This is a genomic window from Immundisolibacter cernigliae, assembly GCF_001697225.1.
Classification (GTDB): domain Bacteria; phylum Pseudomonadota; class Gammaproteobacteria; order Immundisolibacterales; family Immundisolibacteraceae; genus Immundisolibacter; species Immundisolibacter cernigliae.
The window spans coordinates 779,752-804,974 of sequence record NZ_CP014671.1; the positions used below are offsets into that span (position 1 = coordinate 779,752).

Below are 25,223 nucleotides of genomic sequence, written 5' to 3' on the forward strand. Positions count from 1 at the left end.
CAGGGGACACGTCATGCAGGAGCCATTGATTGGCCTGTTTTCCGAGGCGTCGGTTCGCAATCCGCGCGCAACCCACCGCGACCATTATTCGGCCCTTGTGGCACAAATGGAGCTCGCGGACACCCTTGGCTACGATTTTTACGCCACCACACAGTCCTATGGGCTGGACTTCGCCGAGTCCACCTTCTCGGTCTCGCCGAGCCCGGTGGCACTGTTTGCGAACGCCGCGGCGCGCACGCGACAGATCAAATTCATGTCCGCCATCACCATTGCGCCGTTGCATCACCCGGCGATCGTGGCGTCGGAGTATGCCGCGCTGGATGTGCTGAGCGGGGGGCGAGCCATGATCGGCATCGGTCGCGGGCATCCATGGCTGTACGAGCGGCTGGGTTACGACCAGTCGGAATCACGCGAGCGAATGGCGGAGTTCTGCACGACCACCCGCCGACTGCTGGACGGCCAGGACGAGCGCCTGCAGATCAGCGGCAAGTTCTGGTCGGTGCGCGACTTCGAGTTGCTGCCGCGGTTCGTGCAGGATGACCCACCGGTCTACATGGCTTACGTGTCCGGGCCGCCGAGCATCGAGATCGCCGTACAGTCTCGATTCGGGCTGATCATTCCAAGCTACCTGCTGCTGCCGCTGCCGGTCGTACTGGACGGGGTGAACTACTACGCACAGCGTCACCAGGAACTGTGGGGCAGCCGCGGACGATGGTTGCTGGGTGTACATTTTCATGCCCGCGCCGACGCAGCCCAGGCCCGTGAGGTCGGTGCACGCTCGCTTGCGGGCCAGATGGAGGTGTTCGGCCGCAACATGCGGGCCTATGCCGACAGCGTGGGCGAAGGGTACGCGGCTTACCGTCAGTTGGGAGACATGTTCAGCGAGTTCGGCGACCCGGCGCATGTGCACGACGTGGTAATGAACGAGTTTCCGCAGCGCTTCGCCATTTGGGGTGACCGCAAGGCGTGCCTGGAGCGGTTCGAGGTGCTAATCGACGCGGTACGCCCGAGCGGACTGCTGCTCAACGTCGACGCCGGTTGCATTTCGCAAGAGGATATTCACGACTCCATGCGCTACGCGGCGACGCAGATCCTGCCGGCGGTGCGCGACATGCTGCGTGCCGGGCAAGAGAAACCGCCACCCTCCCGCTGACCGGTTACGCCAATGCCCTTTCTGGCCACAGGCAGGGCGCCGCAGAGCGACTTCAGGAGGAACAGGAATGGATGCAAGGGAAATCGGCGGCTTGGTCGATTCGGCAACTGGCTACCAGAGCCGGCGGCTCTATCACGACCCGGAAATTTATCAACTCGAACTGCAGCGAGTGTTTGCACGCAGTTGGCTGTTTCTGACCCATGAGTCGCTCATTGCCGGCGCCGGTGATTTCCAGACCGCCCTGATGGGAGAGGATCGCGTGCTGGTGGTGCGTCAGACCGATGGCTCGATCCGCGCGTTTATCAACTCCTGTCAGCACCGCGGCAATGTGCTTTGCCATGCCGATAGTGGCACTGCGCGCGCCTTCACCTGCAATTACCATGGCTGGAGTTATGCGCTCGACGGGTCGCTGGCCGCCGCGCCTCTGGAAGCCGAGGTCTACCGTGGCCAGCTGCCGAAGGCGCAACTTGGCCTGATTCCAGTACCCCGGATCGCCAGCTACAAGGGGCTGGTTTTCGGTTGCTTCGATCAGACCGCACCATCCTTGACCGACTACCTCGGCCCGATGACCTGGTACCTGGACACTTACCTGGACGCCGTTCCCGGCGGCACGGAGTTTCTCGGTGGACCAATGAAATATCGCGTGCCGTGCAACTGGAAACTGCCGGCGGAGAATTTCGCCGGCGATGGATACCACGTTGGCTGGACCCACGCGGCGGCTCTTGCCATCGGCGCCCGGGACAACGTCGTGGGTAGTATGCGGGGCAACAGCGAACAAAACGTGGTGGCCACCGGCGGTCTGCATGTGGCCACCCGCCACGGGCACGGTTTTTCGCTGCTCGAGGATGGCTACTCGGGGATCGCCTTGTACGATCAGCCCGAGGTGATGGCGGCGTGGCTGACAGAAAACAGGCCCCTGGTCCGTGAGCGTCTGGGTGATCGGCGCGCGCAGTTTTTCGGCTCGCATTGCAACCTGAATCTGTTTCCGCACTTCTCCGCCTTGCCGATGGGTTTGAATTCGTTTCGCGTCTGGCACCCCCGCGGGCCGGACGAGATCGAGGTGTGGATATGGGCACTCGCCTACCGGCAAATGCCAGCCGAGGTCAAGGCAGCGATCCGTCATGCGCACATGAAAACATTCGGAATCGCCGGCTTGCTCGAAGGCGACGACACAGAGAATGTCCAGTATGCAACCGATGCCTGCCGCGGCTACGTCACCCGTTCCCACCCTGTCTATTGCGGCATGGCTCTGAGCCGCGGCGGGCCTCACCCCGAGCTACCTGGCACTGTACACGAGGGCGCCATTGCGGAAATTGCCCAGCGCAATTTCTATGGCTTCTGGCAGCAGCTCATGACGGCATCGGACTGGAGCGCGTTGGATGCCGCCCCGGTCGACGCGAGCTTGGCAGGAGGAAACGCGTAATGGTCCCGCAAGGTTGGCTCACCGAAACACAGCCAGTCGAGCGCGACGAGGGGTACGCGTTCGAGCAGCTCCTCTATCACGAGGCCCGACTGCTCGATGCCGAGCGGTTCCGTGACTGGCTTACCCTGCTCGACCCGGGCATCAACTACTGGCTGCCGGTACGGGAGAACCGCTTTCGGCGTGACCCCCGCGGCATAGGGCCCCGGCGAGAAGATCCAGCACTTTTCGACGATAGCCTGAAGGATCTCGAGGATCGCGTACGGCGGCTGGAAACCGGCCTTTCCTGGAGCGATGACCCGCCAGGCCGCATCAGGCGCCTGATCAGCAATGTGACGGCGTTTGCGTCCGACGTGCCCGACGCGCGCGCGGTGTACTCGAATTTCTTGGTCTATCGCAATCGCCGTCAAGACGAGGTTGCGATACTCCCCGGCGCGCGCCGGGACCTTTGGCGTCGCTTTGCTGACGGTTGGCGGCTTAGGCAGCGCGAGATATTGCTCGATCAGAGCGTGGTACTCGACAAGACCCTAAACCTCATCTTCTAGCCGCATAGGAACTTGCAATGCCGCTACCCGGCCAAACCGAAGATTGGGTTCGTAGGCGCGAAGGGGTATTCGAAATCGCGCGGCCGCTGTTCACTGACCCGGCTGTGTTGGAACGCGAACTGGCTGCCATTTTCGAGGGAACGTGGCTCTACGTCTGCCATGAGAGCCAAATACGAGAAGCCGGAGATTGGTTCGCCACCCATATGGGCCGCCAACCCGTCGTCATCGTGCGGGGCCAGGATGGTGTGGTGCGTGGCTTCATCAACGCCTGTGCCCACCGCGGCGCGACGCTGTGTCGTACCCGCAGGGGCAACAATAAATTCTTCACTTGCCCCTACCATGGCTGGGTGTATGGCTGTGACGGGCGCAACCTGCAGATCAAGGACCAGGCATCAGGCGCCTACCCGCCCACGTTCGATTCCGCGTCGCACGACCTGACTGCTGTGCCGAGGATCGAGTCGTATCGAGGCTTCGTGTTTGCGTCCCTGAACGCTGCGGTGCCGACGCTCTCTATGCACTTGGGCGATGCGCGGCTTTTCATCGACCTACTGGTTGAACAAAGCCCGAATGGGCTTGAAGTGCTACGCGGTGCTTCAAGTTACGTAAACCGCGGGAACTGGAAACTGCAACTCGAAAATGCGCTCGATGGCTACCACTTCACCACCGTCCATGCCAACTACCTGGCGATGATGGCGCGTCGCGTTCCACGCGACAGCGAGGTACGCCGCGCCTACGACGACTCGCTTACCCAGCGCACCAGCGGCTGGTACGAATTTGCCCATGGCCACGGCGTGATGTGGGCAACCTACCCACGGCCGGAAGCACGTCCAACATGGGAATGGAAAGCGAATATCGAGCGACGCGTACGGCCGGCGTGGGCGCACTGGATGCTTCACCATCAACGCAATGTTCTGATCTATCCGAACCTGCTGTTGCAGGACAACGCCTCCACCCAGATTCGGGTAATCCGCCCGCTCGGCGTCGATGATTGCGAAGTCAATATCTATGCTATCGCGCCAGTAGGCGAGAGCGCCATGGCACGCACGACACGTCTGCGTCAGTATGAGGATTTTTTCAATGCCACCGGCGTCGCAACCACAGATGACCTGGTAGTGTTCGACGCGTGTCAACGCGGCTTCGCCGCCGCACTGGTCAGGTGGCAACAAGGTTATGCACGTGGCGGCGCGCGCATTCACACCGGCCAGGATGAGCATGCGAAATTGCTCGACATTCATCCGGTCACATGGGGTGACGATTTCCAGGATGAGGGCATGCTGCATGGACAGTTCCGGCAATGGACGCACCTGCTGGAGACCGCAAATGAACGTGGCGCGCCGCGTACCGCGTAAGCAACTCATCGGCTCCGAGCGTCGCATGCCGGGGGATCGACTATGGGCACATCTGGCGTACCCGGCACCTGCAGCAAAATGCCGGCTGCAGCCCGCCCCACCGCTGTGCGTTAAACACGACGTGAACAGGTGTGTTGAGGCTGGCGCGGCGGACCGGCTGGTGCGCAGGCGGCGTGTTCCAATATCGTCGTTCAGTGTGGCGTGGCCGCTCGCTATGGCCGCGGGATCCGACCAACCGCAACCTGGAGCGCGCATCACTGTGGGAGATCCGTACTTGACCGAACTGGGCGGACAGTCTTGCTATAGGGCCGCACGCGCATCACCCATCCCCTTGCAATCACACGCATAGGCCATCTGAGATGTCCGACTTGCCTGTCCGCCCGGCCGTTACGCTGGTCACTGGTGGTACTTACGGCATTGGCCGAGCCATCACGCTGACTCTAGTCGGGCAGGGGCATGTTGTGTGTGCCTGCGGCGTGGAGTCGCGCCAGATCGGCAGCGCGGCTGAGGGCGGCATCGCCGCAACCCAAGCAGAGCTTGCAAAGCGCGGCCAGCACGCCGATCTGGCCGAAGTCGATGTCGCCGATGCCGCCCAGGTACAGGCGTGGGTAAAGAATGTCCTTGCCCGCCACGGCCGCATCGACGCGCTGGTCAACAACGCCGCCATCCACCCGCGCGGGGATGTCACGCAGACCGACGAAGCACTGTGGGATCGGGTCATCGCGGTCAACCTCAAGGGCGTATTCCTGACCTGCCGGGCGGTGATCCCGGCCATGCGCGCGGCCGGTGGCGGCGCCATCGTCAACATCGGCTCGGGCGCCGGCTGGGGCAAGCCGGACCTGGCCGCCTACAGCGCCAGCAAGGGCGGAGTGTTCGCCCTGTCGGCGGCGATGGCCTGGGATCATCTGGACGATCGCATCCGCGTCAACGTGGTCGTCCCCGGCGGCACGCGCACCGGCATGACCGAGCTTGGCAACGTACCGGCCTTCGAGCGCCTGGCCAGCCGCACGGCAACCGGGCGCGTCACCGAGCCGCAGGACATTGCAAACGCGGTGGCGTTTCTGCTCTCGGACGCCGCCGTACAGATTTCCGGCACCGTGCTCGACGTCGGCTGCTTCGCCCACCAGGGCGGCCGGCCCCTGCTTGCCTGAGGGAACTGCCGATGGACCCGATCGACCCTGGAACCCGCCCATTGGTAGACCCGCAGCGCGGCCTTGTCAGCCGCGAGATTTTCGTCGACGCCCAGCTTTACGCCGCCGAACAGGAGCGCATTTTCGCCACCCAGTGGCTGTTCGTCGGCCATGTCAGCCAGGTGCGCCGGCCGGGCGATTTCGTGGTCTCGCGCATGGGCGAGGAACCGGTGCTGCTGGTGCGCGATGTGGACGGCGCGCTGCACGTGTTCCTGAACTCCTGCCGCCACCGCGGCATGCAGGTGTGCCGCTACGACCAGGGCAACGCCACCGAATTCGCCTGCCCGTACCACGGCTGGACCTTCGACACCAAGGGTCGCCTGGCGGCCGTGCCGGCGCTGCGCGAGGGCTATTTCAGCGAGCTGGAACTGGCCCACTGGGGCCTGGTCGAGGCACGCGTGGCCGAGCTCAAGGGCAGCATCTGGGCCTGCTGGGATGCCGCCACGCCGAGCCTGGACGACTGGTTGGGCGATGCGCGAATCTGGATCGAGGAGTTCTTCACCGTGCCGGATGCCGGTGCCGGGGAACTCGAACTGATCGCCGGGGTACAGAAATGGACCCTGCCGTGCAACTGGAAATTCGGCGCCGAGAACTTCTCTGGCGACAACTATCACAACGTCAGTCATGCGTCTGTGGACCAGCTCGCCCTGTCGCCCAGCGGCAAAACCGGCCGCCACCAGTACGACGCCATCCCGCAAAAGCCGGTGCTGCAGAACATCGCCTATGCGAGCACCGGCCACTGCGGACGCGGGGCGCTGTACCCGCCGGGTTTCGATTTTCTGTCTGCCTACGCCGCCGTGCCGCAACTGCACGCCTACTACCAGCGCGCCTACGCCGGACGCCAGACGCAGCTTGGCGAGCAGGCGCGCTTCGTGCCCCATGGCGGAACGATTTTTCCGAACATGTCGTTCTCGAACGGCCGCACCAGCATCGCCCTGTGGCACCCAGCCGGACCCGAAACCTGCGAGGTGTGGCGTTTCTATTTCGTACCAGAGCACGCCCCCGAGGCCGTCAAGGACCACCTGCGCCGTTACGTGATCCGCTATCAGGGTCCGTCGGGCCTGACCGAAGAAGACGACATGGAAAACTGGAACCTTGCCCACCGGGCCAGCCGCGGCACCATCGCGCGGCGCCATCCCTACCACATGGCCATGGGCCTGGGGCATGAGATGGCCGTCGGCAGCGAGCCGTGGATCGCCCGCGGCGGTACGGTGATGGAAGGCGTCTCCGAACAGAACCAGCGCGGCTATTACCGGCGCTGGGCGCAGCTGATGGGTGCGCTGTGAGCGCCGTGGACAACCCGGCGCTGGCGCGGTTGCTGCGCGTGCGCGAGGCGGAGGAGTTCCTGTACCGCGAAGCCGGCCTGCTGGACCGGCGCGAGTTCAGCGCCTGGCTGGACCTGCTCGCCGACGACGTGCGCTATTTCATGCCGCTGCGCCGCAACGTGCCCTCGCGCGCGCCGGGCGACGAATGGACGCGTGAGGGCCAGGACATCGCCTGGTTCGACGAGGGCAAGGACGTGCTCGCCATGCGCGTGACGCAGCTGCACACCGGCGTGCACTGGGCCGAAGAACCCCCGTCCCGCACCTGCCATCTGGTCTCGAACGTCCTGCTGGTGGACGACAGCGGCCCGGAGTGGGAAGTCCACAGCCATTTCATCTTCTACCGCAGCCGCATGGAGCGCGAGACCGACCTGCTGGCCGGTCGGCGCGAGGATCGCCTGCGCGTGATGCCTGACGGGCTGCGACTGGCGTATCGGCGCGTACTGATCGACCACAACGTCTTGCCGATCAAGAACCTGAGCAATTTTTTTTAAGCAACGACCCGCCGCTGCGGCGCTCAAACGGCCTGGCCGGCCGCCACGCCGGACGCCCACGCCCACTGGAAGTTGTAGCCGCCCAGGTGGCCGGTGACATCGACCACCTCGCCAATGAAATAAAGACCCGGCACGCGGCGCGATTGCATCGTCGTCGACGACAGCTCGCGGGTGTCGACGCCGCCCAGCGTGACCTCGGCCGTGCGGTAGCCTTCGGTGCCGCTCGGCGTCACGGGCCAGGATGCAAGACGCGCGGCGATGTCGCGCAGTTCGTCGGCGCGGTACTGGCGCAGGGGCCGATTTTCCAGCCAGCGCTCGCACAGACGCTGCGCCAGTCGCTTGGGTAGCAGCTCCGCGAGCAGGGTTTTCAGTTCCACGCCGGGTCGCAGGCGTTGCTGGTCGGCCAGCCACGCGCCTGCATCCAGGTCCGGCGTCAAATTCAGCAGCAGCGGCTCGCCCAGCTGCCAGTAGGACGAAATCTGCAGGATCGACGGCCCGCTGAGACCCCGATGCGTGAACAGCAGCCCGCCCCTGAAGCGCTGCCCGTCGCACCGGCTCTCGACCGGCAGCGACACGCCGGCCAGGTCCGCGTAATGGTCCAGGTGCGTGCCGCTGAGCGTCAGCGGCACTAGGCCAGCGCGGGTCGGCAACACGTCGTGACCGAACTGCCGGGCCAGCACATAACCGAAGCCGGTCGCGCCCATGCGCGGAATCGACAGGCCGCCGGTGGCCACCACCAGTGAGGTGGCGGTGAGCACGCCGTGCGCGGTGTGCACCGTGTAGCGGCCCTCGCCGCCCTGGACCTGCTGCACCGCGCAGTCGACGCTGATCTGGACCCCGGAGGCGGCGCACTCGTCCACAAGCATGCTCACGATCTGCCGCGATGATTCGTCGCAGAACAGCTGGCCGGGTTCCTTTTCGTGATACCGGATGCCGTGGCGCTCGACCAGCGCGAGGAAATCCCACGGCGTGTAGCGGGCCAGCGCCGACTTGCAGAAATGCGGGTTCTGCGACAGGAAATTGTCCGGCGTGGTGCCCAGGTTGGTGAAATTGCAGCGCCCGCCGCCGGACATGAGGATCTTCTTGCCCACGCGGCTGGCGTGCTCCACCACCCGCACCCGCCGGCCACGCCGCGCGGCCACGGCCGCGCACATGAGGCCGGCCGCGCCACCGCCGATGATCAGCACGTCGTAATGCATCCGCGAATTATCCGGCCCAGACGGCAGGATTGCCGCGTCGCGGCCGCAACGGACGGCACGGCCATTTTCGCAAGTACACTCTCGCCCATGCGTTCGATGACAACACCATTTCAGAACGCGGTCAGGGTGGGCGCGCTGCTCGCGGCAGCCGGCATGCTGCTCATCCTGGCCGCCTGCTCGACCACCGGCGGCGGCGGACACGCCAAGCGACCGGAACCTTCCGGCACCGCCCGCAAAAGCGCCGCACCCGCGGCGACACTCGCCACGGAAAGCGAAATCGACATCTGGCAACGCCTGCGCGCCGGCTTCGCCATCGACATGCCGGACGACCCGCAGATCGACACCGAGTTGCGCTGGTACGTGGACCACCCACTGTTCCTCGAGAACGCCTGGGGTCGCGGCAGTCGCTACCTGTTCCACATCCTGAACGAAGTCGAACAACGCGGCCTGCCGACCGAACTGGCGCTGCTGCCGATCGTGGAAAGCGCCTTCCAGCCGAATGCCGTGTCGCGCAGTAACGCGGTCGGCCTGTGGCAATTCCTGTCCGAGACCGGCAAGGACTACGGCCTGCACCAGACTGCCTGGGTGGACCAGCGCCGCGACGTCATCGACTCCACACGCGCGGCGCTCGACTACCTGGGCACGCTGGGTCGGCAGTTCAATGGCGACTGGGCACTGGCACTGGCCGCGTACAACGGCGGACCGGGCTACGTCTCGCGCATGTGCCAGAGCAACCGCAGCCGCGGCCTTGGTGCCACCTTCCTTGATCTGCCATTGCGCAACGAGACACGCTGCTACGTACCCAAGCTGCTGGCCCTGCGCAAGCTGGTCGAGGACCCCGCCCGTTACGGCCTGAGCCTGCCGGACATTCCGAACGCGCCCTACTTCACCACCGTCGACGCGGAAGGCCCGATCCGCCTCGACCTGCTGGCCGCGGTGGAGGCGCTGAACCCGGACGACATCCGCGCCCTGAACGCCGGCTTTCACCGCGGCAGCACGCCGCCGGGCGGCCCGCATCGCCTGCTGGTGCCGGTCGATGTCGCCGAGCAGGCGCGGCAACAGCTGGCCATTCTGCCGCGCCAGGCCACGCCCCTGCTGGCCACCACCACCGATCTGCCACAACGACGCGTGCAGTGGCGGCGCCACAAGGTGCAGCCGGGCGAAACCCTGACCGGCGTTGCCAATCGCTATCGGGTGAGCATCGCCGCCCTGCGCCAGGCCAACGGCCTGCACACCGGAATGCTCAAACAGGGCCAGGATCTGATGATTCCGGTGGCCTATGCCGCCGACACGCGGCCCGGGCCCCGCCGCGGCTGCGACGGCGAGCGCGTCGTGCATCGAATCGCGGCCGGCGACACGCTGTGGGGCATCGCCCGTCGCTACCAGGTGGACGCCAAGCAGATCAGCGCCTGCAACCCGCGCCTTGCCGGCACGGCACTGGCCGTGGGCAAGACGGTGTCGATATTCCGCCCGGCCGAGCTCACTGCCGTGGCGGACGCGACCCGGCGCGAAACCTACACCGTGCGCTCCGGCGATACCGCCTGGCGCATCGCCCAGAACTTCGGCGTCAGCCTGGAGCAGTTGCAACGCTGGAACAGCGAGCTGCGCACGCAGGCCCTCAAACCGGGCGATCGCCTGACCGTGATCCGCGGCGGCAGCTGAGTCGCCTTGCTCCCAGCCGCCGGCCCATGACACGCAGCGTTTTCTTCGTCTCCGATCAGACCGGCATCACCGTGCAGACGCTCGGCCAGGCGCTGCTGGCACATTTTCCGGACGCAGCGATCGAGCGGGTCGACATCCCGTTCATCGACAGCCTGCAGAAGGCCGAACAGGTGCTGTCGCGCATCCGCGCCGTGGCCGCCGTCGGGGAGCCGCCGATCGTGATGTGCAGCATCGTCGACGACGAGCTGCGGGCCGTGATCAAGCGTTCCGGCGTGCTGTGCCTGGACGTGCTGGAAACCTTCATCGCACCGCTGGAGAGCGCCTTTGGCATGGCGGCGCGGCATCAAGCCAGCAGCACCCACGGCTCGCCCGAATCCGGCGACTACGAGGAACGCATCGAGGCGATCAACTTCAGCCTGGCGCACGACGACGGCGTGGACGGCAAACACCTGGCCGAGGCCGACATCATCCTGATCGGCGTGTCGCGCTCCGGCAAGACGCCGACCAGCCTGTACCTGAGCCTGCAGTTCGGCATCCGCGCCGCCAACTTCCCGCTCACGGAGGAGGATCTGGAGAACCAGACCCTGCCCAAAACGCTTCTGCCGCACCGCAACAAGCTGTTCGGCCTGAGCATCGACCCGATGCGCATCCATCGCATCCGCGAGGAACGCCGACCCGGCAGCCGCTACGCCTCGCTGCCGCAGTGCCAGTTCGAGGCCCGCCAGGCCCTGCGCCTGTACCAGCGCCTGAACATCCCGCACCTGGACTCGACCCACAAGTCGATCGAGGAAATCTCGACCACCGTGATTCAACAATTCGGCCTGAAACGGCGCGTCTTCTGAGGCTTTCGCCGCCGGGAAAACGCTGAATACTGCAGCGCGTTCCAGAGTAGACCCTGAGCAACTCCGCATGTTTGAGGGATATCCCGCCCGCAGAAGCTGAAGCAAACTACGACCGGCAACTCTCCCGTCAGGTCGCGATGGCGGCATGACTTAAACCAAACAGCCTCCGTGATTCCCGGGGCGGTTCAGGCACAGGAGGCTCTCGCGGATGTTCGATTTCTCCCCGCGTCCCGGGATCGAGGCACTGGTTACTCAGGTCCGAGGCTTCGTCGATGCGGTCGTCATCCCGCGCGAAGCCGAGGTCGCTGCCGAACCGGGCCGGCTGGAAACCATCCGCGCCGAGTTGCAACAGGCGGCCCGCGCGGCCGGCGTGTTCGCGCCGCGCGTGCCGGTGGAGTATGGCGGCCTGGGCCTGGACTGGCGCGACAGCGCGCTGGTGTTCGAGGCCGCCGGGCGCAGTCTGCTGGGTCCACAGGCGCTCAACTGCGCGGCGCCGGACGAAGGCAACATGCACCTGCTGCATGCCGTCGGCAGCGCCGAACAACGGGCACGCCATTACGCGCCGCTGGCGCGCGGGCAGGTGCGCTCCTGCTTTGCCATGACCGAACCGGCACCGGGTGCCGGCTCCGATCCGGCCATGCTGTCCACACGCGCCGTGCGCGATGGCAATGAATGGGTGATCGACGGCGACAAGTGGTTCATCAGCGGCGCGCACGGCGCGGCATTCGCCATCTGCATGGCGCGCACCGAGGCCGGGCCGACCCTGTTCCTGGTCGACGCCGACAACCCCGGCTTCGAAATCCTGGCTCTGACGCCAACGCTCGACCACGCCTTCCCCGGCGGCCACTGCGAGGTGCGCTTCGCCGGCTGCCGGGTCGGCGACGACGCGGTGCTGGGCGAGGTCGGCAAGGGCTACGACTACGCGCAGTTGCGCCTGGGCCCCGGCCGACTGACGCACTGCATGCGCTGGCTGGGCATCGCCGGGCGGGCGCTGGACATCGCCATGGAGTACGTCAACCGGCGCGATTCCTTCGGCAAGCGCCTGGCCCAGCACCAGGAAATGCAGCGCCTGGTGGCCGAGTCGGCGATCGAGATGCACGCCTCACGGCTGATGATCTGGCAGGCCGCCTGGTGCCTGGACCGCGGCCAGCAGGCGCTGCACGAGACCAGCATGGCCAAGGTGTTCGTGGCCGAGGCCGTCAATCGCATCGTCGACCGGGCGGTGCAGATGTGCGGGGCGCGCGGCATCAGCGAGTACCTGCCGCTGGCCAATTTCTATCGCGAGATCCGCGGCTTTCGCATCTACGACGGCGCCACCGAGGTGCACCGCGCCAGCATCGGCATCCGCCTGCTGCGCCAGGCGCGAAACGGCGCGTGAACGAAGCCGCAGCCCTCGGCGAGGCGCTCGCGCCCTGGGCGCGCGAGCAGTTCGGCACCGAGGCCCGTATCACGGGCCTTGCCCTGCTGGCCGGGGGCGCCTCGCAACAGTCCTGGCGGCTGGATATCGTCACGCCGGCCGGCGCGCTCGCCCTGGTGATGCGCCGCGACACGGGCGGGCGGATGTTCGTCGCCGCGCTCGGGCGCGCAGACGAATTCGCGGTCATCGAACTGGCGTACAAGGCCGGGGTCGCGGTGCCGCGGCCGTATGCGTATCTGCCCGACGTGCACGGCAAGGCCGCCTTCGTCATGGCCGGCCTGGAGGGCGAGACGCTCGGCCGACGCATCGTGCGCGAGCCGAATCTGGCGAATGCGCGCCGTGTGCTCCCGCAGCAGATGGGCTCGGCGCTGGCCGCCATCCACGGCATTGCCGCCACCGAGGCGGCGTTCCTGGCCGGCCCAGCCGCGGGCGAGGGCGCGGCGGCGTATGGCCTTCGCCTGCTCGAACAGGAGCTCGCAACCGTCGCGGAGCCCTACCCTGCCCTCGAACTGGGCCTTGCCTGGCTGCGCGCGCACCTGCCGGCGGAGCTGCCGCCGGTGCTGTGCCACGGCGATTACCGCGTCGGCAACGTGGTGGTGAACGAGGCGGGCCTGGTCGGCGTACTGGACTGGGAATTCGCCCACCGCGGTCATCCCGGCGAGGATCTGACTTTCGGCGCCATCCGCGCCTGGCGCTTTGGCGAGGCCGGCAAGCGCTACGGCGGCGTGGACGACATGGCGGCCTTCCTGAGCGCCTACAACACCGCCCGCGGCACGCACTTTACCGAGCGCGAGCTGTACTGGTTCGAGGTCGCCTCGAACATCAAATGGGCCATCGCCACCGTCACCCAGGCCCGCCGCCACCTGTCCGGCCAGGAACCGAGCCTCGAACTGGCCAGCCTGGGTCGCATGACGGCCGAGATCGAGCTCGAAATCCTGAGCCTGCTCGACCCGCGCCACCCGCGCCATCCCGGAGACTGACCGTGCAGGACCGCCCCACCGCGCCGGAGCTGCTGGACGCCGTGCGCGAATTCATCACCACCGAGCTGCTGCCCACGGTCGGCGACGCGCGCCTGCGCTTTCGCACCCTGGTGGCCGCCAACCTGCTGGACATGATGCACCGCGAGCTGGCGCTGGAACCGGCCCTGCTGCGCGCCGAATGGGAACGCCTCACCGCATTGCTGGGCGATGCCGCGCCATCTCCGGCGAACGAATCCGAACTCGCCGCGGCGGTCGCCGCCCAGCAGGCAATCCTGTGCACCCTGATCCGCCAAGACCGGGCACCCAGCGGCACGTTCACCGCGCTGACGCACAGCGTGCGCGCCAAGCTCGAAATCGCCAATCCACGCTATCTGGACGCCTTCGAACCGGTCTAGGCTTCGAGGACGCCGACCGGCACCGGGTGAGTTAGCGCCATCCGCGTGGGCGGGCGCATGGGTAGACGGACGAGCGTGGATGTAGGCGTTTGAGCGCGCCCTGTTCGGCCCGATGGCGGGCCTCCCACAACCAGAATTCGCTGGACGGGTGGATCCGTCGTGGGAGCGGCGCCCCCGCCGCGAATCCGCCGGCACCCCATTCGGCCGGGGGGCGGGCCTCCCACACCTGAGCACTGCTGTGGAAGCGCCGTCATTCCTCGCAACCGAAATCGCCGAATATCGCTTTTGCCCAGCCCGCCCTACCGCCTGCTCGCCGTAGCACCGGCCAAGAGCCGCTCGTCCTACATGCTGCGCCGGTACTGCCCACCCACCTGATACAGCGCGTGGCTGATCTGGCCCAGCGTGGCGTGACGCACGGCGTCCATCAGAGCAGCGAAGGTGTTCTCGCCGGCCGTGGCGGCCTGCTGCAACTGCCCCAAGGCCGGGGCAGTGCTTTCGGCCTGCCGGGCCTGAAAACCGCTCACGGCGTCCAGCTGCAGCTGTTTTTCGTCTGCCGTGGAGCGGATCAGCTCGCCGGTGAATTCGGCATCCTGCACGCCATCGCGGGCCAGATAGGTATTCACGCCCACGATCGGCAGGCTGCCGTCGTGCTTCTTGTGCTCGTAGTAGAGGCTTTCTTCCTGGATCTTGCCGCGCTGGTACTGGGTCTCCATGGCGCCCAGCACGCCGCCGCGCTCGGACAGGCGCTCGAACTCCTGATACACGGCCTCCTCCACCAGGTCGGTCAGGTGCTCGATGATGAAACTGCCCTGCAGCGGGTTTTCGTTCTTGTTCAGGCCCAGTTCCTTGTTGATGATCAGCTGGATGGCCACCGCCCGGCGCACGGATTCCTCGGTCGGCGTGGTGATGGCCTCGTCGTAGGCGTTGGTGTGCAGGCTGTTGCAGTTGTCGTACAGGGCGTAGAGCGCCTGCAGCGTGGTGCGGATGTCGTTGAACTGGATTTCCTGCGCGTGCAGGGACCGGCCGGAGGTCTGGATGTGGTACTTCATCATCTGCGCCCGGGGGCTGGCGCCGTAGCGCTCGCGAAGCGCCCGCGCCCAAATGCGGCGCGCCACGCGGCCGAGCACCGCGTATTCGGGGTCCATGCCGTTTGAGAAGAAGAACGACAGGTTGGGCGCAAAGTCGTCGACGGCCATGCCGCGCGCCAGGTAGTACTCGACGATGGTGAAGCCATTGGCCAGCGTGAAGGCGAGCTGGCTGATCGGGTTGGCGCCGGCTTCAGCGATGTGATATCCGGAGATCGACACCGAGTAGAAGTTGCGCACCTGCTGGTCGACGAAGTACTGCTGGATGTCGCCCATCATGCGCATGGCGAATTCGGTGCTGAAGATGCAGGTGTTCTGGGCCTGGTCTTCCTTCAGGATGTCCGCCTGCACGGTGCCGCGCACGGTTCGCAAGGTGTCGGCCTTGATGCGGGCGTAGGTGTCGGCATCGACCAGTTGATCGCCGGTCACGCCCAGCAGGCCCAGGCCCAGGCCGTCGTTGCCTTGCGGCAGCTCGCCGGCGTAGGCCGGCCGTGGCTGACCGGCCAGTAGTTGGTCGATTCTTTGCTGAGCCTGCGGCCACTGCCCGCTCGCGCGCAGGTGTTTCTCCACCTGCTGGTCGATGGCGGCGTTCAGGTACATGGCCAGGATCATCGGTGCCGGGCCGTTGATGGTCATCGATACCGAGGTTGCCGGATCGCACAGGTCGAAGCCCGAGTAGAGCTTTTTCATGTCGTCCAGGCAGCAGATGGACACGCCGGAGTTGCCGACCTTGCCGTAGATGTCCGGCCGCGGGTGCGGGTCCTCGCCGTACAGGGTGACCGAGTCGAAGGCCGTCGACAGGCGCGCCGCCGGCTGGCCCAGCGACAGGTAGTGGAAGCGCCGGTTGGTGCGCTCGGGCGTGCCCTCGCCGGCGAACATGCGGGTCGGATCCTCGCCCGCGCGCCGGTAGGGGTAGACGCCGCCGGTGTAGGGATAGGCGCCCGGCAGGTTCTCGTTGCCCAGGTATCTGAGCAGCTCGCCCCAGTCGCGGTAGCGCGGTGGGGCGAGCTTGGGAATGCGCAGGCGCGACAGGGTCTCGACGTAGTTGTCGCCGGTCACGGCCCGGCCGCGCACGTCGTAGCGGTAGTGCTCGGCGGTGACGGCATCGCGGCGGGCCGGCCACTGGCGCAGCAGGTCGATCGATTCGTCGCTGAGCTCGCCCAGCGCCGCGTTGTAGCGCTGGCGCAGGGTCAGCAGGCTGCGGTCGCCCTCGCCGCCGAGCGCGGGCTGCGGATACGGTGTCAGTGGAGCCGGCAGCGCCGGATCTTCCAGGGATTTGAGGCTCTCGTAATGGCTCTGGGCCAGACTCGCAGCATCCGCCTCGCGCTCCAGCCGGGCGCGGATGGCGCGGCCTTCGCCGGCAATGTCGGCCAGGTAGCGGCCGCGCGCGCCCGGGATCAGCGCCTGCGCCCGCGGCTCGCGGTGGGTCACGTCCAGCTGCGGCGTCCAGCGCGCCGCATCCAGGCCCAGCCTGTCCACCAGCCGCCGGCACAGGGACACGAACAGCCAGTTCACGCCCGGATCGTTGAACTGGCTGGCGATGGTCGGGAATACCGGCACCTGGTCGTCCGGCAGCTCGAACGCAACCCGGTTGCGCTTCCACTGCTTGCGCACGTCGCGCAGGGCATCCTCGGCGCCGCGCTTCTCGAACTTGTTCAGCACGATGAGCTCGGCGTAATCGAGCATGTCGATCTTTTCCAGCTGCGTCGCGGCACCGTACTCGCTGGTCATCACGTAGATCGGCAGGTCGACCAGGTCGACGATTTCCGTATCGCTCTGGCCGATGCCGGCGGTCTCGACCAGGATCAGCCCGAAGCCGCAGTCGGCCAGGAAGTCGATCTCGTCCTTGAGCACCACGGACGTTGCCAGGTGCGAGCGGCGCGTGGCCACCGAGCGCATGAAGATGCGTTCGTCGGCCAGCGCGTTCAGGCGGATGCGGTCGCCCAGCAGCGCCCCGCCGGTGCGCCGACGGGTCGGGTCCACCGCCAGCATGGCCACGCGCAGGTCCGGAAAGTGGCGCGTGAAGCGCAGCAGCAGCTCGTCGGTGAGGCTGGATTTGCCGGCCCCGCCGGGGCCGGTGATGCCAAGCACCGGCGGGCGGGCCGCCCCGGGCTTGGGCCACACGCCGGACAGGCGAGACTTGGCCTGATCGTCGCCATGCAGGTTCTCGATGGCCGTCAAACAGCGGGCAATGGCCAGGTGCTCAGTCGGGTCGGCCGGCCGGGTCGGCAGCGTCTCCACGCGGTGCTCGGCGGTGCGCGCGAGCATGTCGGCAATCATGCCTTCCAGGCCCAGCGCGCGGCCGTCGTGCGGGCTGTAGATGCGCTCCACGCCGTAGCTTTCCAGCTCGCGGATCTCGGCCGGCACGATCACCCCGCCGCCGCCGCCGAACACGCGCACGTGGGCGGCGCCAGCCTCACGCAGCAGGTCCACCATGTACTTGAAGTACTCCACGTGCCCGCCCTGGTAGGACGACACGGCGATGCCGTCGGCATCCTCCTGCAGGGCGGCGCGCACGATCTCCTGCACGCCGCGGTTGTGCCCCAGGTGGATGACCTCGGCGCCCTGGTCCTGCATCAGCCGGCGCATGATGTTGATGGCTGCGTCGTGACCATCGAACAACGAAGCGGCAGTGACGAAGCGCAGCGGCCGGCTGGCCGTCACCGCCGCGGTTTCGGGCGAGCGCTGAGGGTGCATGAGAGGACTCCGTGATGCGGTCGGCGCGGTGCCGATGCGGGCAGGCGCTGTCGTGGAGGGCATTCTAAACGGGCGTCAGGGTGCCGCGTACCGACGTAGCGACGCCGCCACCCGACGGCCGAACAGGCGCCCGACCTCCGGCCGCCCCATCGTGGCGCAGGGAATTTCGGCCCAGTACCGTGTTGACGTTCGGCTCCGCCGTGCTGGCGCCGATCCCAATCGAGCACCAAACGCGCTGATCGACGGGCCCGGCGACTAACCCAAGCGCTCCGTATCTGCTGCGGGTCCCGGTCGTATGGCATGCCTGCTGCATACTGCACTGCATACCAGCGGGCAACGGAGGGGCAGAGTGACTCGGACGGTATCGATTCATTCCTATCGCGGCGGCACCGGCAAGTCCAACCTGGTGGCCAATCTGGCGGCGGCGCTGGCGCGCGCCGGCCAGCGCGTGGGCGTTGTGGATACCGACATCCAGTCGCCGGGCATCCACGTGCTGTTCGGCCTGGCGCCGGACCAGATCGGCCGCACGCTGAACGACTTCCTGTGGGGCAACTGCGAGATGCTCGCTGCCACCTACGACCGAACGGCCGTGCTTGGGTCGTGCACCGGATCGGTGCATCTGGTGCCCTCGAGCATCAAAGCGGGCGATATTGCCCGCATCGTCAAGCATGGTTTTGACGTGGCCCTGCTCAATGACGGCTTTCAGCAACTCAGTCGCGCGCTGGATCTGGATTTTCTATTGGTCGACACCCACCCTGGCGTCAACGAGGAAACGCTGCTTTCGATTGCCGTGTCCGACACGCTGCTGTTGATCGTGCGACCGGACCGGCAGGACTTCCAGGGCACGGCGGTTACCGTGGACCTGGCCCGGCAACTGGATGTGCAGGACGCAAACATCGTGCTGAACAAGGTTCTGCCGGGCATGGACCGGGCAATCCTGAGCGCGCGCGCCGAAGAGGCCTTCGGCATCCCGGTGCTGGCCATATTGCCGCTGTGCGAAGGGCTGCTCAGCCTGGGCAGCGAAAGCATATTCGGTCTCAGCTCGCCGGATGATCCTTACGCGGTCGCCGTGAGCGCCATGGCCGCCCGCTTGTTGCGCTAGCGGTCAGGAGACAGCGAGATGGAGGATCGGCCTTCCGATATCAGCGCCCTGGTGCGCGGCATTCGTACCGCGGTGTCGCCGTTTCGCAGCACCCTGCGCGAGTTGCAACAGCGCTACCGCGACCTGCAGGACGGCCGCGTGGCGGACTACATTCCGGAGCTGGCCACGGCCGATCCGGCCTGGTTTGGCATTGCGGTGGCCGGCGCCGCGGACGGGCAGCTGTTCGAGGCCGGCAACTGCGAGCAGGAGTTCACCATCCAGTCGATCTCCAAGCCGTTCGTGTTCGGCCTGGCGCTGGAGGACCACGGCCGCGAGGCGGTCGCCGCCCGGGTGGGCGTGGAGCCTACCGGCGATGCCTTCAATTCCATCATCAAGCTGGACGAGGGCAGCCACCGGCCGCACAACCCGATGGTCAACGCCGGCGCCATCGCCACCGCGGCCCTGATCAAGGGCGACACGCACGTCGAGCGCCTGAACCGCCTGCTGGACATGTTCGGCCGCTACATCGGCCGCCGGCCGAAGGTGGACGTTGCCGTGTTCGCCTCGGAGCGGCAGACCGGACACCGCAACCGCTCCATCGCGCACCTGCTGCTGAATTTCGGCATGCTGCCGCCGAACGTGGAGGAGGTTCTCGATCTGTACTTCCAGCAGTGCTCGATCCTGGTTACAACCCGCGACCTGGCCATGATGGCGGCCACGCTGGCCAATGGCGGAGTCAACCCGGTCACCGGCGTACGCGCCCTGCAGGCCGAGTACGTGCAGGACCTGCTGAGCATCATGTACACCTGCGGCATGTACGACTACGCGGGCCAATGGGCTTACGATGTCGGACTTCCAGCCAAAAGCGGCGTCTCCGGAGGCGTCATGACAGTAGTGCCCGGCCGCATGGGAATGGCCGTTTTTTCGCCGCCGCTCGACAGCCACGGCAACAGCGTGCGCGGTGTGGCGGTGTGCCGGGAGCTGTCGCAACGCTTCGGCTTGCACTGCTTCGGGAGCGCCCCGCCAGCGGATGCCGCGCAACTGCCGTGGCCTGCACACGCCCGGGTGACGCCGTCGGCCCCACCGGCATGAGCTCGTCCCCGGGGGGGGCGGTCGAGCTGTCGGCGCACCTGTTGCACGACCTGCGCACGCCGGTCAACGCCATTCTGGGTTACTCCAACCTGCTGGTCGAAGACACCCCGGACGACGTCGAGTTGCAGCGGCGGGTCGAGCCGGTGCGCCGGTCCGGTGAGCGGCTGAACGACCTGATCGGAACGCTGCCGCGCAGCGGGCCGCTGCCGGCCGACTGGCTGCCGTCGCTGCAGGCGCCGCTGGCCGAACTTGAAACGGGCATCGCCGGCTTGCGGTCGTGGGACGGCGCGCCGCAGGAGGACGTGGATCACATCGAAACGGCGCGCAGCAGACTGCTTGAACTGCTCGCCCGACTGGCTGTCAACGACGACCCGACGCGGCTTCAAAGCGCTCCCCAGCCGCAGTCGGCGCCGCCATCGCTGCCGCAGTCGCCGCTCGTGCCGCTGACCGGCAGCAGCATTCTGATCGTCGACGACAATGACCTGAACCGTGACCTGCTCAGCCGGCGCCTGCGGCAGCTCGGCCACCAGGTCGACGAGGTCGGCGATGGCGATACCGCCCTGCGCATGCTGCAGCGCCGTCCGTACGACCTGCTGCTGCTGGACATCATCATGCCGGGGCTGGACGGCTATCAGGTACTCGAACGGCTGAAGGCCGATCCCGACCTTTCATCACTGCCGGTGCTGGTCATCTCCGCGCTGACGGAAATGGACAGTGTGGCGCGCTGCATCGATCTGGGCGCCGTGGATTTTCTGCCCAAGAACGTCGACCCGGTGGTGCTGCGCGCGCGCGTGACCCGCTCGATCGAGCAAAAGCGCGCCCGCGATCGCGAAACCGGCTACCTGAAGGACGTGGCCAAACTGACCGCGGCGGCCGCCAGCGTGCGCGATGGCCAGCGCGTGGACGAGGCTGAACTCGAACGGGTCGGGCAACGCACCGACGACCTGGGCGAACTGGCGCGGGCCTTCGGGCGCATGGTGCACGAATTCAACCAACGGGAGGCCGCCCTGCGCGCCCAGCTGGCCGAAGTTCACCGGCTGGAAGTCGACGCCGCCAGCCGCTCGCGGGCGGTGGCCGAAATCACTGAAAGCGAGTATTTCCAGGACCTGCGCGCCAAGGCTCGCGCCCTGCGCGAACGTTGAGCCACGCCTGCGCTGCTCAGGCAGCTCCGGTTTTTGCCAGCAAGCCTGCGATCTTGCCCAGCAGCCGGTCCAGGTCGATGGGCTTGGTGTCGTAATCATCGCAGCCCGCGGCCATGGCCTTGTCCCGGTCCTCGCTCATCGCATGCGCGGTCAGGGCGATCACCGGGATGTGCGCCGTGGCCGGATCGGCCTTCAGGCGGCGGGTGGCCTCCCAGCCATCGATTACCGGCAGGCTCATGTCCATCAGAATCACTGCCGGCGCCTCGCTGACGGCGCGTGCGACGCCAGCGGCCCCGTCCTCGGCCATCACCACGTCGAAGCCCTTGCGCAGCAGCCGTCGCGACAGCATGTCGCGGTTCATCTCGTTGTCCTCGACCAGCAGAATCTTTGCCATCTTCGTTCAACCTCCCGCCGCCCGCGCCTGCGGGCGCACATCCTGCAGGGCGATGCTGATCTGTGCCTGCAGTGCGCCACGCGTCAGGGCAGACTTGCTGATCCGCAATGCCCGATAGCGGTCCAGCTCAAGCTGTTCCTCGTCAGCCAGTTCCTGGGACGTGACGACAATGACCGGCGTCTGCACGCGATCTTGTTCGCCGGCGCGCAGTCGGGTCAGAAACTCGAGCCCGCCCATGCCCGGCATGAGCCAGTCCAGGAGTATCAGGTCCGGCGGGCGCTGCTGCATCACCTCGAACGCCTGCCAGCCGTCGTTCGCCTCCATGATCTGCCAGCTGCCGTCGGCCAGCGCCCGCCGGGTCAGGGCCCGCGACTGCGCGTCGTCGTCGACCACCAGCACCGTCCCCTCCTGCGGCACCAGACCGCAACGGCGCAGACTGGCGGCCAACTGCTGGCGGTCGACCGGCTTGGTCATGAAGTCCGCCGCCCCCAGCGCGAATGCCATCTCGCTGTCGTCGAGCATGGTCAGCACGATGACCGGAATGGCCCGCGTCTGATCATCGGCCTTCAGCGATGACAGGACCGACCAGCCGTCCGTTCGCGGCATCAGCACATCCAGAACGACCGCCTGCGGCCGCAGCTGCTTGACGATGTCCAGCCCCTCCTCCCCGGTACTGGCCGTGACCACTCGATAGCCCTCGCGGTTCAGCAACCGGCCCATCAATTCGAGCATGCCCGGGTCGTCGTCGATCACCAACACCAGGTCGCCCCCCTGCTGGGCAGTGATGGTCGACTGCGTCGTCGGCGCGTTGTCCTCGGCAGCAGTTTCGCTGACGTGCACCGGCAGGTCGATGGTAAATGTCGAGCCGACACCGGCAATCGAACGCACGCTGATGTCGCCACCCATCATGCGACAGAAGCGCCGGCTGATACTCAACCCCAGCCCGGTACCACCAAAACGGCGGGCCGTGGACGAGTCGGCCTGCGCGAAATCCTCGAATACCTTGCCCAACTGCTGTTCGGTCATGCCAATACCGGTGTCGGTCACGCTGAAACGCAGGCGCGGGCGCGGGCCCTCGGCCTGCAGCTCGACGCCCAGGGTGATGGTGCCGTGGTCGGTGAACTTGGCGGCATTCGACAGCAGGTTGAACAGCGATTGGCGCAGCCGCGTCAGGTCGGCGTGCATGGAGCCGGGATCGTCAGGCACCTGCAACACCAGCGTATTGCTGTTCTTAGCCACCAGCGGGCGCACCGTGTCGACCACGTCCGTCAGCAGGGCCTGCACCGGGAAGGTTTCGAGGCTCAGCTCCATCTTGCCGGCCTCGATCTTGGACAGGTCCAGGATGTCGTTGATCAACGCCAGCAGGTGCTTGCCTGAACTGCGGATGCGTTCCAGATCCTGCACCATCTGCTCGGCGTCCGGATCGTCGGCACGGTCGCCAAGGTCTTCCAGCAGCATTTCTGTGTAGCCAATGATGGCGTTCATCGGCGTGCGCAACTCGTGGCTCATGTTGGCCAGAAAAGCGCTCTTCAACTGATTGGCCTGCTCGGCCGCCTGACGTGCCTCCTCGGTGCTGCGGGCAGCCTGCTGCAACTGACCGGCCATCTGGTTGATGCCGCGTGCCACATCCGCCAGCTCGTCGTCATGCTCCAGGGGAATGCGGTAGGTAAGGTCGCCGCCGCCGATGCGCTGCGCACCGGCATTCAGCTGGATCACGCGGCGGCGCAGGAAGACAAAGAAATGCAGGGTCACCACCACCACCAGCACGCCGGTGATCAGCAGGTTGGCGATGCTCACCTGCCGGGTCAGGCGCTCGACAGACGCATCCTGAGCCGCCACGGCGTCGGCATGCGCTTGCTGCGCCGCCTGTAACGCGGCCAGGTGCACGCGAATGCGGCGCAACAGAGGATCGCTTGCCTCATGCGAGGACCAAGTGCCGCTGCGCAGTTCATCCACCGCCTTGCGCAGGGCCTGCAGATCGGTGCTGCCGGCCAGGGACTCTCTGCTGGCAAGCTGTGTGAGCGTATCGTCCAATGCGGCCGAAGGAGTGGCTTCCACGGCCCCTGAACGCGGGTCCAAAGCCCGTAATTGCAGCGCGGCGCGGGCCAGCAGCAACTGACTTTCGGCCGCATCCTGGATGCGTTCGACGCTGTTCGAGCGAAAAAATTGCGCCCCCAGGGCCAGCGCCACATTGATACCGAACAGCAGCAGGATCAAGCCGAACGACAGCAACAGCCGCTGCGCAATCGTCACGGGCTGAGCCCTGCAATCATCACGGGCTGAGCCCTTCCGGCAGCGGCGCAATACCCTGCCTGCGGTTGATCTCGTGGGGCTCCGGCGGCACCGGCAATTTGCCGCCGGTCCACTCGATCACCGCCCCGGCGCGGCGATCGCGCTCGAGCGTCGCCGGCAATACATCGCGGCGGCGGCGGTTCTTCAGGCCCGAATACCCGCATTTGCAGCTTGCATTGGCGCAGCCGCCAAGCGGCAGCAGCGGCGCGCGATACAAATCGAACACCTGCGTGCGCAAGGACTGCGCAACCTGGCAGCCGCCCTCGGGGGGCAGACGCAGCATGATCGCCCAGTAGTCGCCCGAGCGCTGCAGTTCCTGCAAATGCGCCTTGGGGTGGCGCGGGAACTTTCGTTGATTGGCCTTGGCTCGGCCCGCGCGGGCTGGCGCCACCTCGCGACGCGAGCCCAGCAGCCCCCACAGGGCGCTGAAGGCAATCCCTGCCAGGACCGGCAACGGCAACAGCCAGGCCGCCAACACCCAGTCACGACCGGACAGCGCGTGCCAAAGCTGGGCCGCGCCCGCAATCAGCAGGCTGACGGTCAGCCAGAATAACCAGCGTAACCATCCGCTGCGCCTGGGCTTGCTCGCACGCACGTCGTATTCCTGCGAAGTATCTGCGATTGGTGAAGCTGTTGTATGCCACAAAGTATGGATGCAAATGCTGGCAAAGCCAACTTTGCAAGCAGGATGATGACACGACTTGAACCACAAGATCGTGTGACACGCGTCACTGAAGGGCGCCTGGACAAAACCTTTCGAGGTGCCCTTGAGGCATGGATGCCCCAACGCATCAATCACACAAGCGATTCAAATGGTGCGCCCTGAAGTCAAACCGGGCGCGCACCGACCGCGCCCGTCTGCGAAGCGCCGGACATTGACCGGTCAAGGGCCGAAGCACGGCTCGGCGTCGATGCCGAACGCGCCCTGGAACCGCGCCGATATCATCCGGCACAGCGGTTGCAGAGCCATCCGGGGCGAGCCTTGGACGTAACGCGGTACTCCGACCGTAAGGCCGACCAACCCGGCTCCGCCGGAAACTGATGGATGAGCAGACTGCGGCGATTGCCGCCGCGGCCTGCTCAGACGATCAGCGCAAACACCACGCCGACCGCCACGATGGCGACGACGGTGGCGATCAGGGCCTTGGGCAGGGTGTCGATCATGCGCTACAGGAATTTGCCGCGAGGGCAGACTTCGGAAATGGCTCCCCGGGACGGGCTCGAACCGCCGACCCAGTGATTAACAGTCACTTGCTCTACCGACTGAGCTACCGGGGAATTGAGAGGGCGCGTAGTCTAGGTGTCGGCCGCCGCGATGGTCAAGCCGCTACCGGCACGGCGCGATCCTGGAACGTCGCGCAGTGTTGGTGACCGGATCTTGGATTTCCGACTCGCGGCCGCCCGCGTTTGAAGACGCCGAACTGGGGTATTTCGTCATGGCGGCAGCGAACGCAATGGGCACAAACCCCTTG

Annotated in this window: 20 protein-coding genes and 1 tRNA gene; 15 read left to right on the top strand and 6 right to left on the bottom strand. The window is 66.5% G+C overall.

The genetic code is table 11. The features are described 5' to 3' along the window. Window positions 1-13 precede the first annotated feature (13 nt). From PG2T_RS03660 to PG2T_RS03690, 7 genes are all read left to right on the top strand, one after another. Window positions 14-1,153, top strand: coding sequence for an LLM class flavin-dependent oxidoreductase (locus PG2T_RS03660; protein ID WP_158513139.1), 1,140 nt, complete (start codon window positions 14-16; stop codon window positions 1,151-1,153). Between the two features lie 67 nt (window positions 1,154-1,220). Then, window positions 1,221-2,576: an aromatic ring-hydroxylating oxygenase subunit alpha gene (locus PG2T_RS03665; protein WP_068802877.1), complete on the top strand. Its 1,356-nt coding sequence runs from the start codon at window positions 1,221-1,223 to the stop codon at window positions 2,574-2,576. After that, the gene (locus PG2T_RS03670; RefSeq protein ID WP_068802878.1) at window positions 2,576-3,118 is read left to right on the top strand and encodes an aromatic-ring-hydroxylating dioxygenase subunit beta; all 543 of its coding nucleotides are present in this window, start codon (window positions 2,576-2,578) and stop codon (window positions 3,116-3,118) included. Before PG2T_RS03665 ends, PG2T_RS03670 begins: the two co-directional genes overlap by 1 nt. A gap of 17 nt (window positions 3,119-3,135) precedes the next feature. Next, on the top strand, window positions 3,136-4,467 hold the full coding sequence (locus tag PG2T_RS03675) for an aromatic ring-hydroxylating oxygenase subunit alpha (protein WP_068802879.1): 1,332 nt from the start codon (window positions 3,136-3,138) through the stop codon (window positions 4,465-4,467). Window positions 4,468-4,826: 359 nt separating this feature from the next. Continuing rightward, entirely contained in the window at window positions 4,827-5,618 is a 792-nt protein-coding gene (locus tag PG2T_RS03680) for an SDR family NAD(P)-dependent oxidoreductase (RefSeq protein ID WP_068802880.1), read from the top strand. An 11-nt stretch (window positions 5,619-5,629) separates the two neighbouring features. Continuing rightward, window positions 5,630-6,943: an aromatic ring-hydroxylating oxygenase subunit alpha gene (locus tag PG2T_RS03685; RefSeq protein ID WP_068802881.1), complete on the top strand. Its 1,314-nt coding sequence runs from the start codon at window positions 5,630-5,632 to the stop codon at window positions 6,941-6,943. Further along, complete coding sequence (locus PG2T_RS03690; protein ID WP_202816410.1) at window positions 6,940-7,473, top strand: 3-phenylpropionate/cinnamic acid dioxygenase subunit beta; 534 nt, start codon at window positions 6,940-6,942, stop codon at window positions 7,471-7,473. The genes PG2T_RS03685 and PG2T_RS03690 overlap by 4 nt, the downstream gene beginning before the upstream one ends. A gap of 23 nt (window positions 7,474-7,496) precedes the next feature. Here the strand turns inward: PG2T_RS03690 and PG2T_RS03695 are convergent, their stop codons facing one another. Beyond that, window positions 7,497-8,672, bottom strand: a complete 1,176-nt coding sequence (locus PG2T_RS03695) for a BaiN/RdsA family NAD(P)/FAD-dependent oxidoreductase (protein WP_068802882.1) — start codon at window positions 8,670-8,672, stop codon at window positions 7,497-7,499. A gap of 96 nt (window positions 8,673-8,768) precedes the next feature. On the opposite strand from PG2T_RS03695, the gene PG2T_RS03700 reads away from it, so the two are divergent. From PG2T_RS03700 to PG2T_RS03720, 5 genes are all read left to right on the top strand, one after another. Next, window positions 8,769-10,334, top strand: coding sequence for a lytic transglycosylase (locus PG2T_RS03700; protein ID WP_068807679.1), 1,566 nt, complete (start codon window positions 8,769-8,771; stop codon window positions 10,332-10,334). Between the two features lie 26 nt (window positions 10,335-10,360). Further along, window positions 10,361-11,176 carry a posphoenolpyruvate synthetase regulatory kinase/phosphorylase PpsR gene (gene ppsR, locus PG2T_RS03705; protein ID WP_068802883.1) on the top strand — a complete coding sequence of 272 codons (816 nt, stop codon included), beginning with the start codon at window positions 10,361-10,363 and terminating at the stop codon, window positions 11,174-11,176. A 208-nt stretch (window positions 11,177-11,384) separates the two neighbouring features. Beyond that, window positions 11,385-12,554, top strand: coding sequence for an acyl-CoA dehydrogenase family protein (locus PG2T_RS03710; RefSeq protein ID WP_068802884.1), 1,170 nt, complete (start codon window positions 11,385-11,387; stop codon window positions 12,552-12,554). Continuing rightward, a complete protein-coding gene (locus tag PG2T_RS03715; RefSeq protein ID WP_068802885.1) occupies window positions 12,551-13,573 on the top strand; it encodes a phosphotransferase family protein in 1,023 nt (340 codons plus the stop codon). The genes PG2T_RS03710 and PG2T_RS03715 overlap by 4 nt, the downstream gene beginning before the upstream one ends. Before the next feature lie 2 nt (window positions 13,574-13,575). Continuing rightward, window positions 13,576-13,968 (top strand): DUF6285 domain-containing protein, encoded by a 393-nt coding sequence (locus PG2T_RS03720; protein WP_068802886.1) that lies wholly within the window; start codon window positions 13,576-13,578, stop codon window positions 13,966-13,968. 341 nt (window positions 13,969-14,309) lie between these two features. Here the strand turns inward: PG2T_RS03720 and PG2T_RS03725 are convergent, their stop codons facing one another. Beyond that, entirely contained in the window at window positions 14,310-17,750 is a 3,441-nt protein-coding gene (locus tag PG2T_RS03725) for a methylmalonyl-CoA mutase family protein (RefSeq protein WP_068802887.1), read from the bottom strand. Between the two features lie 349 nt (window positions 17,751-18,099). Here PG2T_RS03725 and PG2T_RS03730 point away from each other — a divergent pair, with 349 nt between their 5' ends. From PG2T_RS03730 to PG2T_RS03740, 3 genes are read left to right on the top strand one after another with little or no spacing between them, the layout of a single operon-like run. Continuing rightward, on the top strand, window positions 18,100-18,852 hold the full coding sequence (locus PG2T_RS03730) for a MinD/ParA family ATP-binding protein (protein WP_068802888.1): 753 nt from the start codon (window positions 18,100-18,102) through the stop codon (window positions 18,850-18,852). A gap of 18 nt (window positions 18,853-18,870) precedes the next feature. Next, window positions 18,871-19,923, top strand: a complete 1,053-nt coding sequence (gene glsA / locus PG2T_RS03735) for a glutaminase A (protein ID WP_068802889.1) — start codon at window positions 18,871-18,873, stop codon at window positions 19,921-19,923. Beyond that, complete coding sequence (locus tag PG2T_RS03740; protein WP_068802890.1) at window positions 19,920-21,065, top strand: response regulator; 1,146 nt, start codon at window positions 19,920-19,922, stop codon at window positions 21,063-21,065. Before glsA ends, PG2T_RS03740 begins: the two co-directional genes overlap by 4 nt. A gap of 16 nt (window positions 21,066-21,081) precedes the next feature. On the opposite strand, the gene PG2T_RS03745 is transcribed toward PG2T_RS03740, so the two are convergent. The 4 genes from PG2T_RS03745 to PG2T_RS03760 form a co-directional block, all read right to left on the bottom strand. Then, complete coding sequence (locus tag PG2T_RS03745; RefSeq protein ID WP_068802891.1) at window positions 21,082-21,459, bottom strand: response regulator; 378 nt, start codon at window positions 21,457-21,459, stop codon at window positions 21,082-21,084. A 6-nt stretch (window positions 21,460-21,465) separates the two neighbouring features. Next, the gene (locus tag PG2T_RS03750) at window positions 21,466-23,712 is read right to left on the bottom strand and encodes a response regulator (RefSeq protein WP_068802892.1); all 2,247 of its coding nucleotides are present in this window, start codon (window positions 23,710-23,712) and stop codon (window positions 21,466-21,468) included. A 19-nt stretch (window positions 23,713-23,731) separates the two neighbouring features. Continuing rightward, the gene (locus tag PG2T_RS03755) at window positions 23,732-24,346 is read right to left on the bottom strand and encodes a hypothetical protein (RefSeq protein WP_068802893.1); all 615 of its coding nucleotides are present in this window, start codon (window positions 24,344-24,346) and stop codon (window positions 23,732-23,734) included. Window positions 24,347-24,953: 607 nt separating this feature from the next. After that, window positions 24,954-25,029: transfer RNA gene (locus PG2T_RS03760), tRNA-Asn, on the bottom strand. Between the last annotated feature and the right edge of the window lie 194 nt (window positions 25,030-25,223).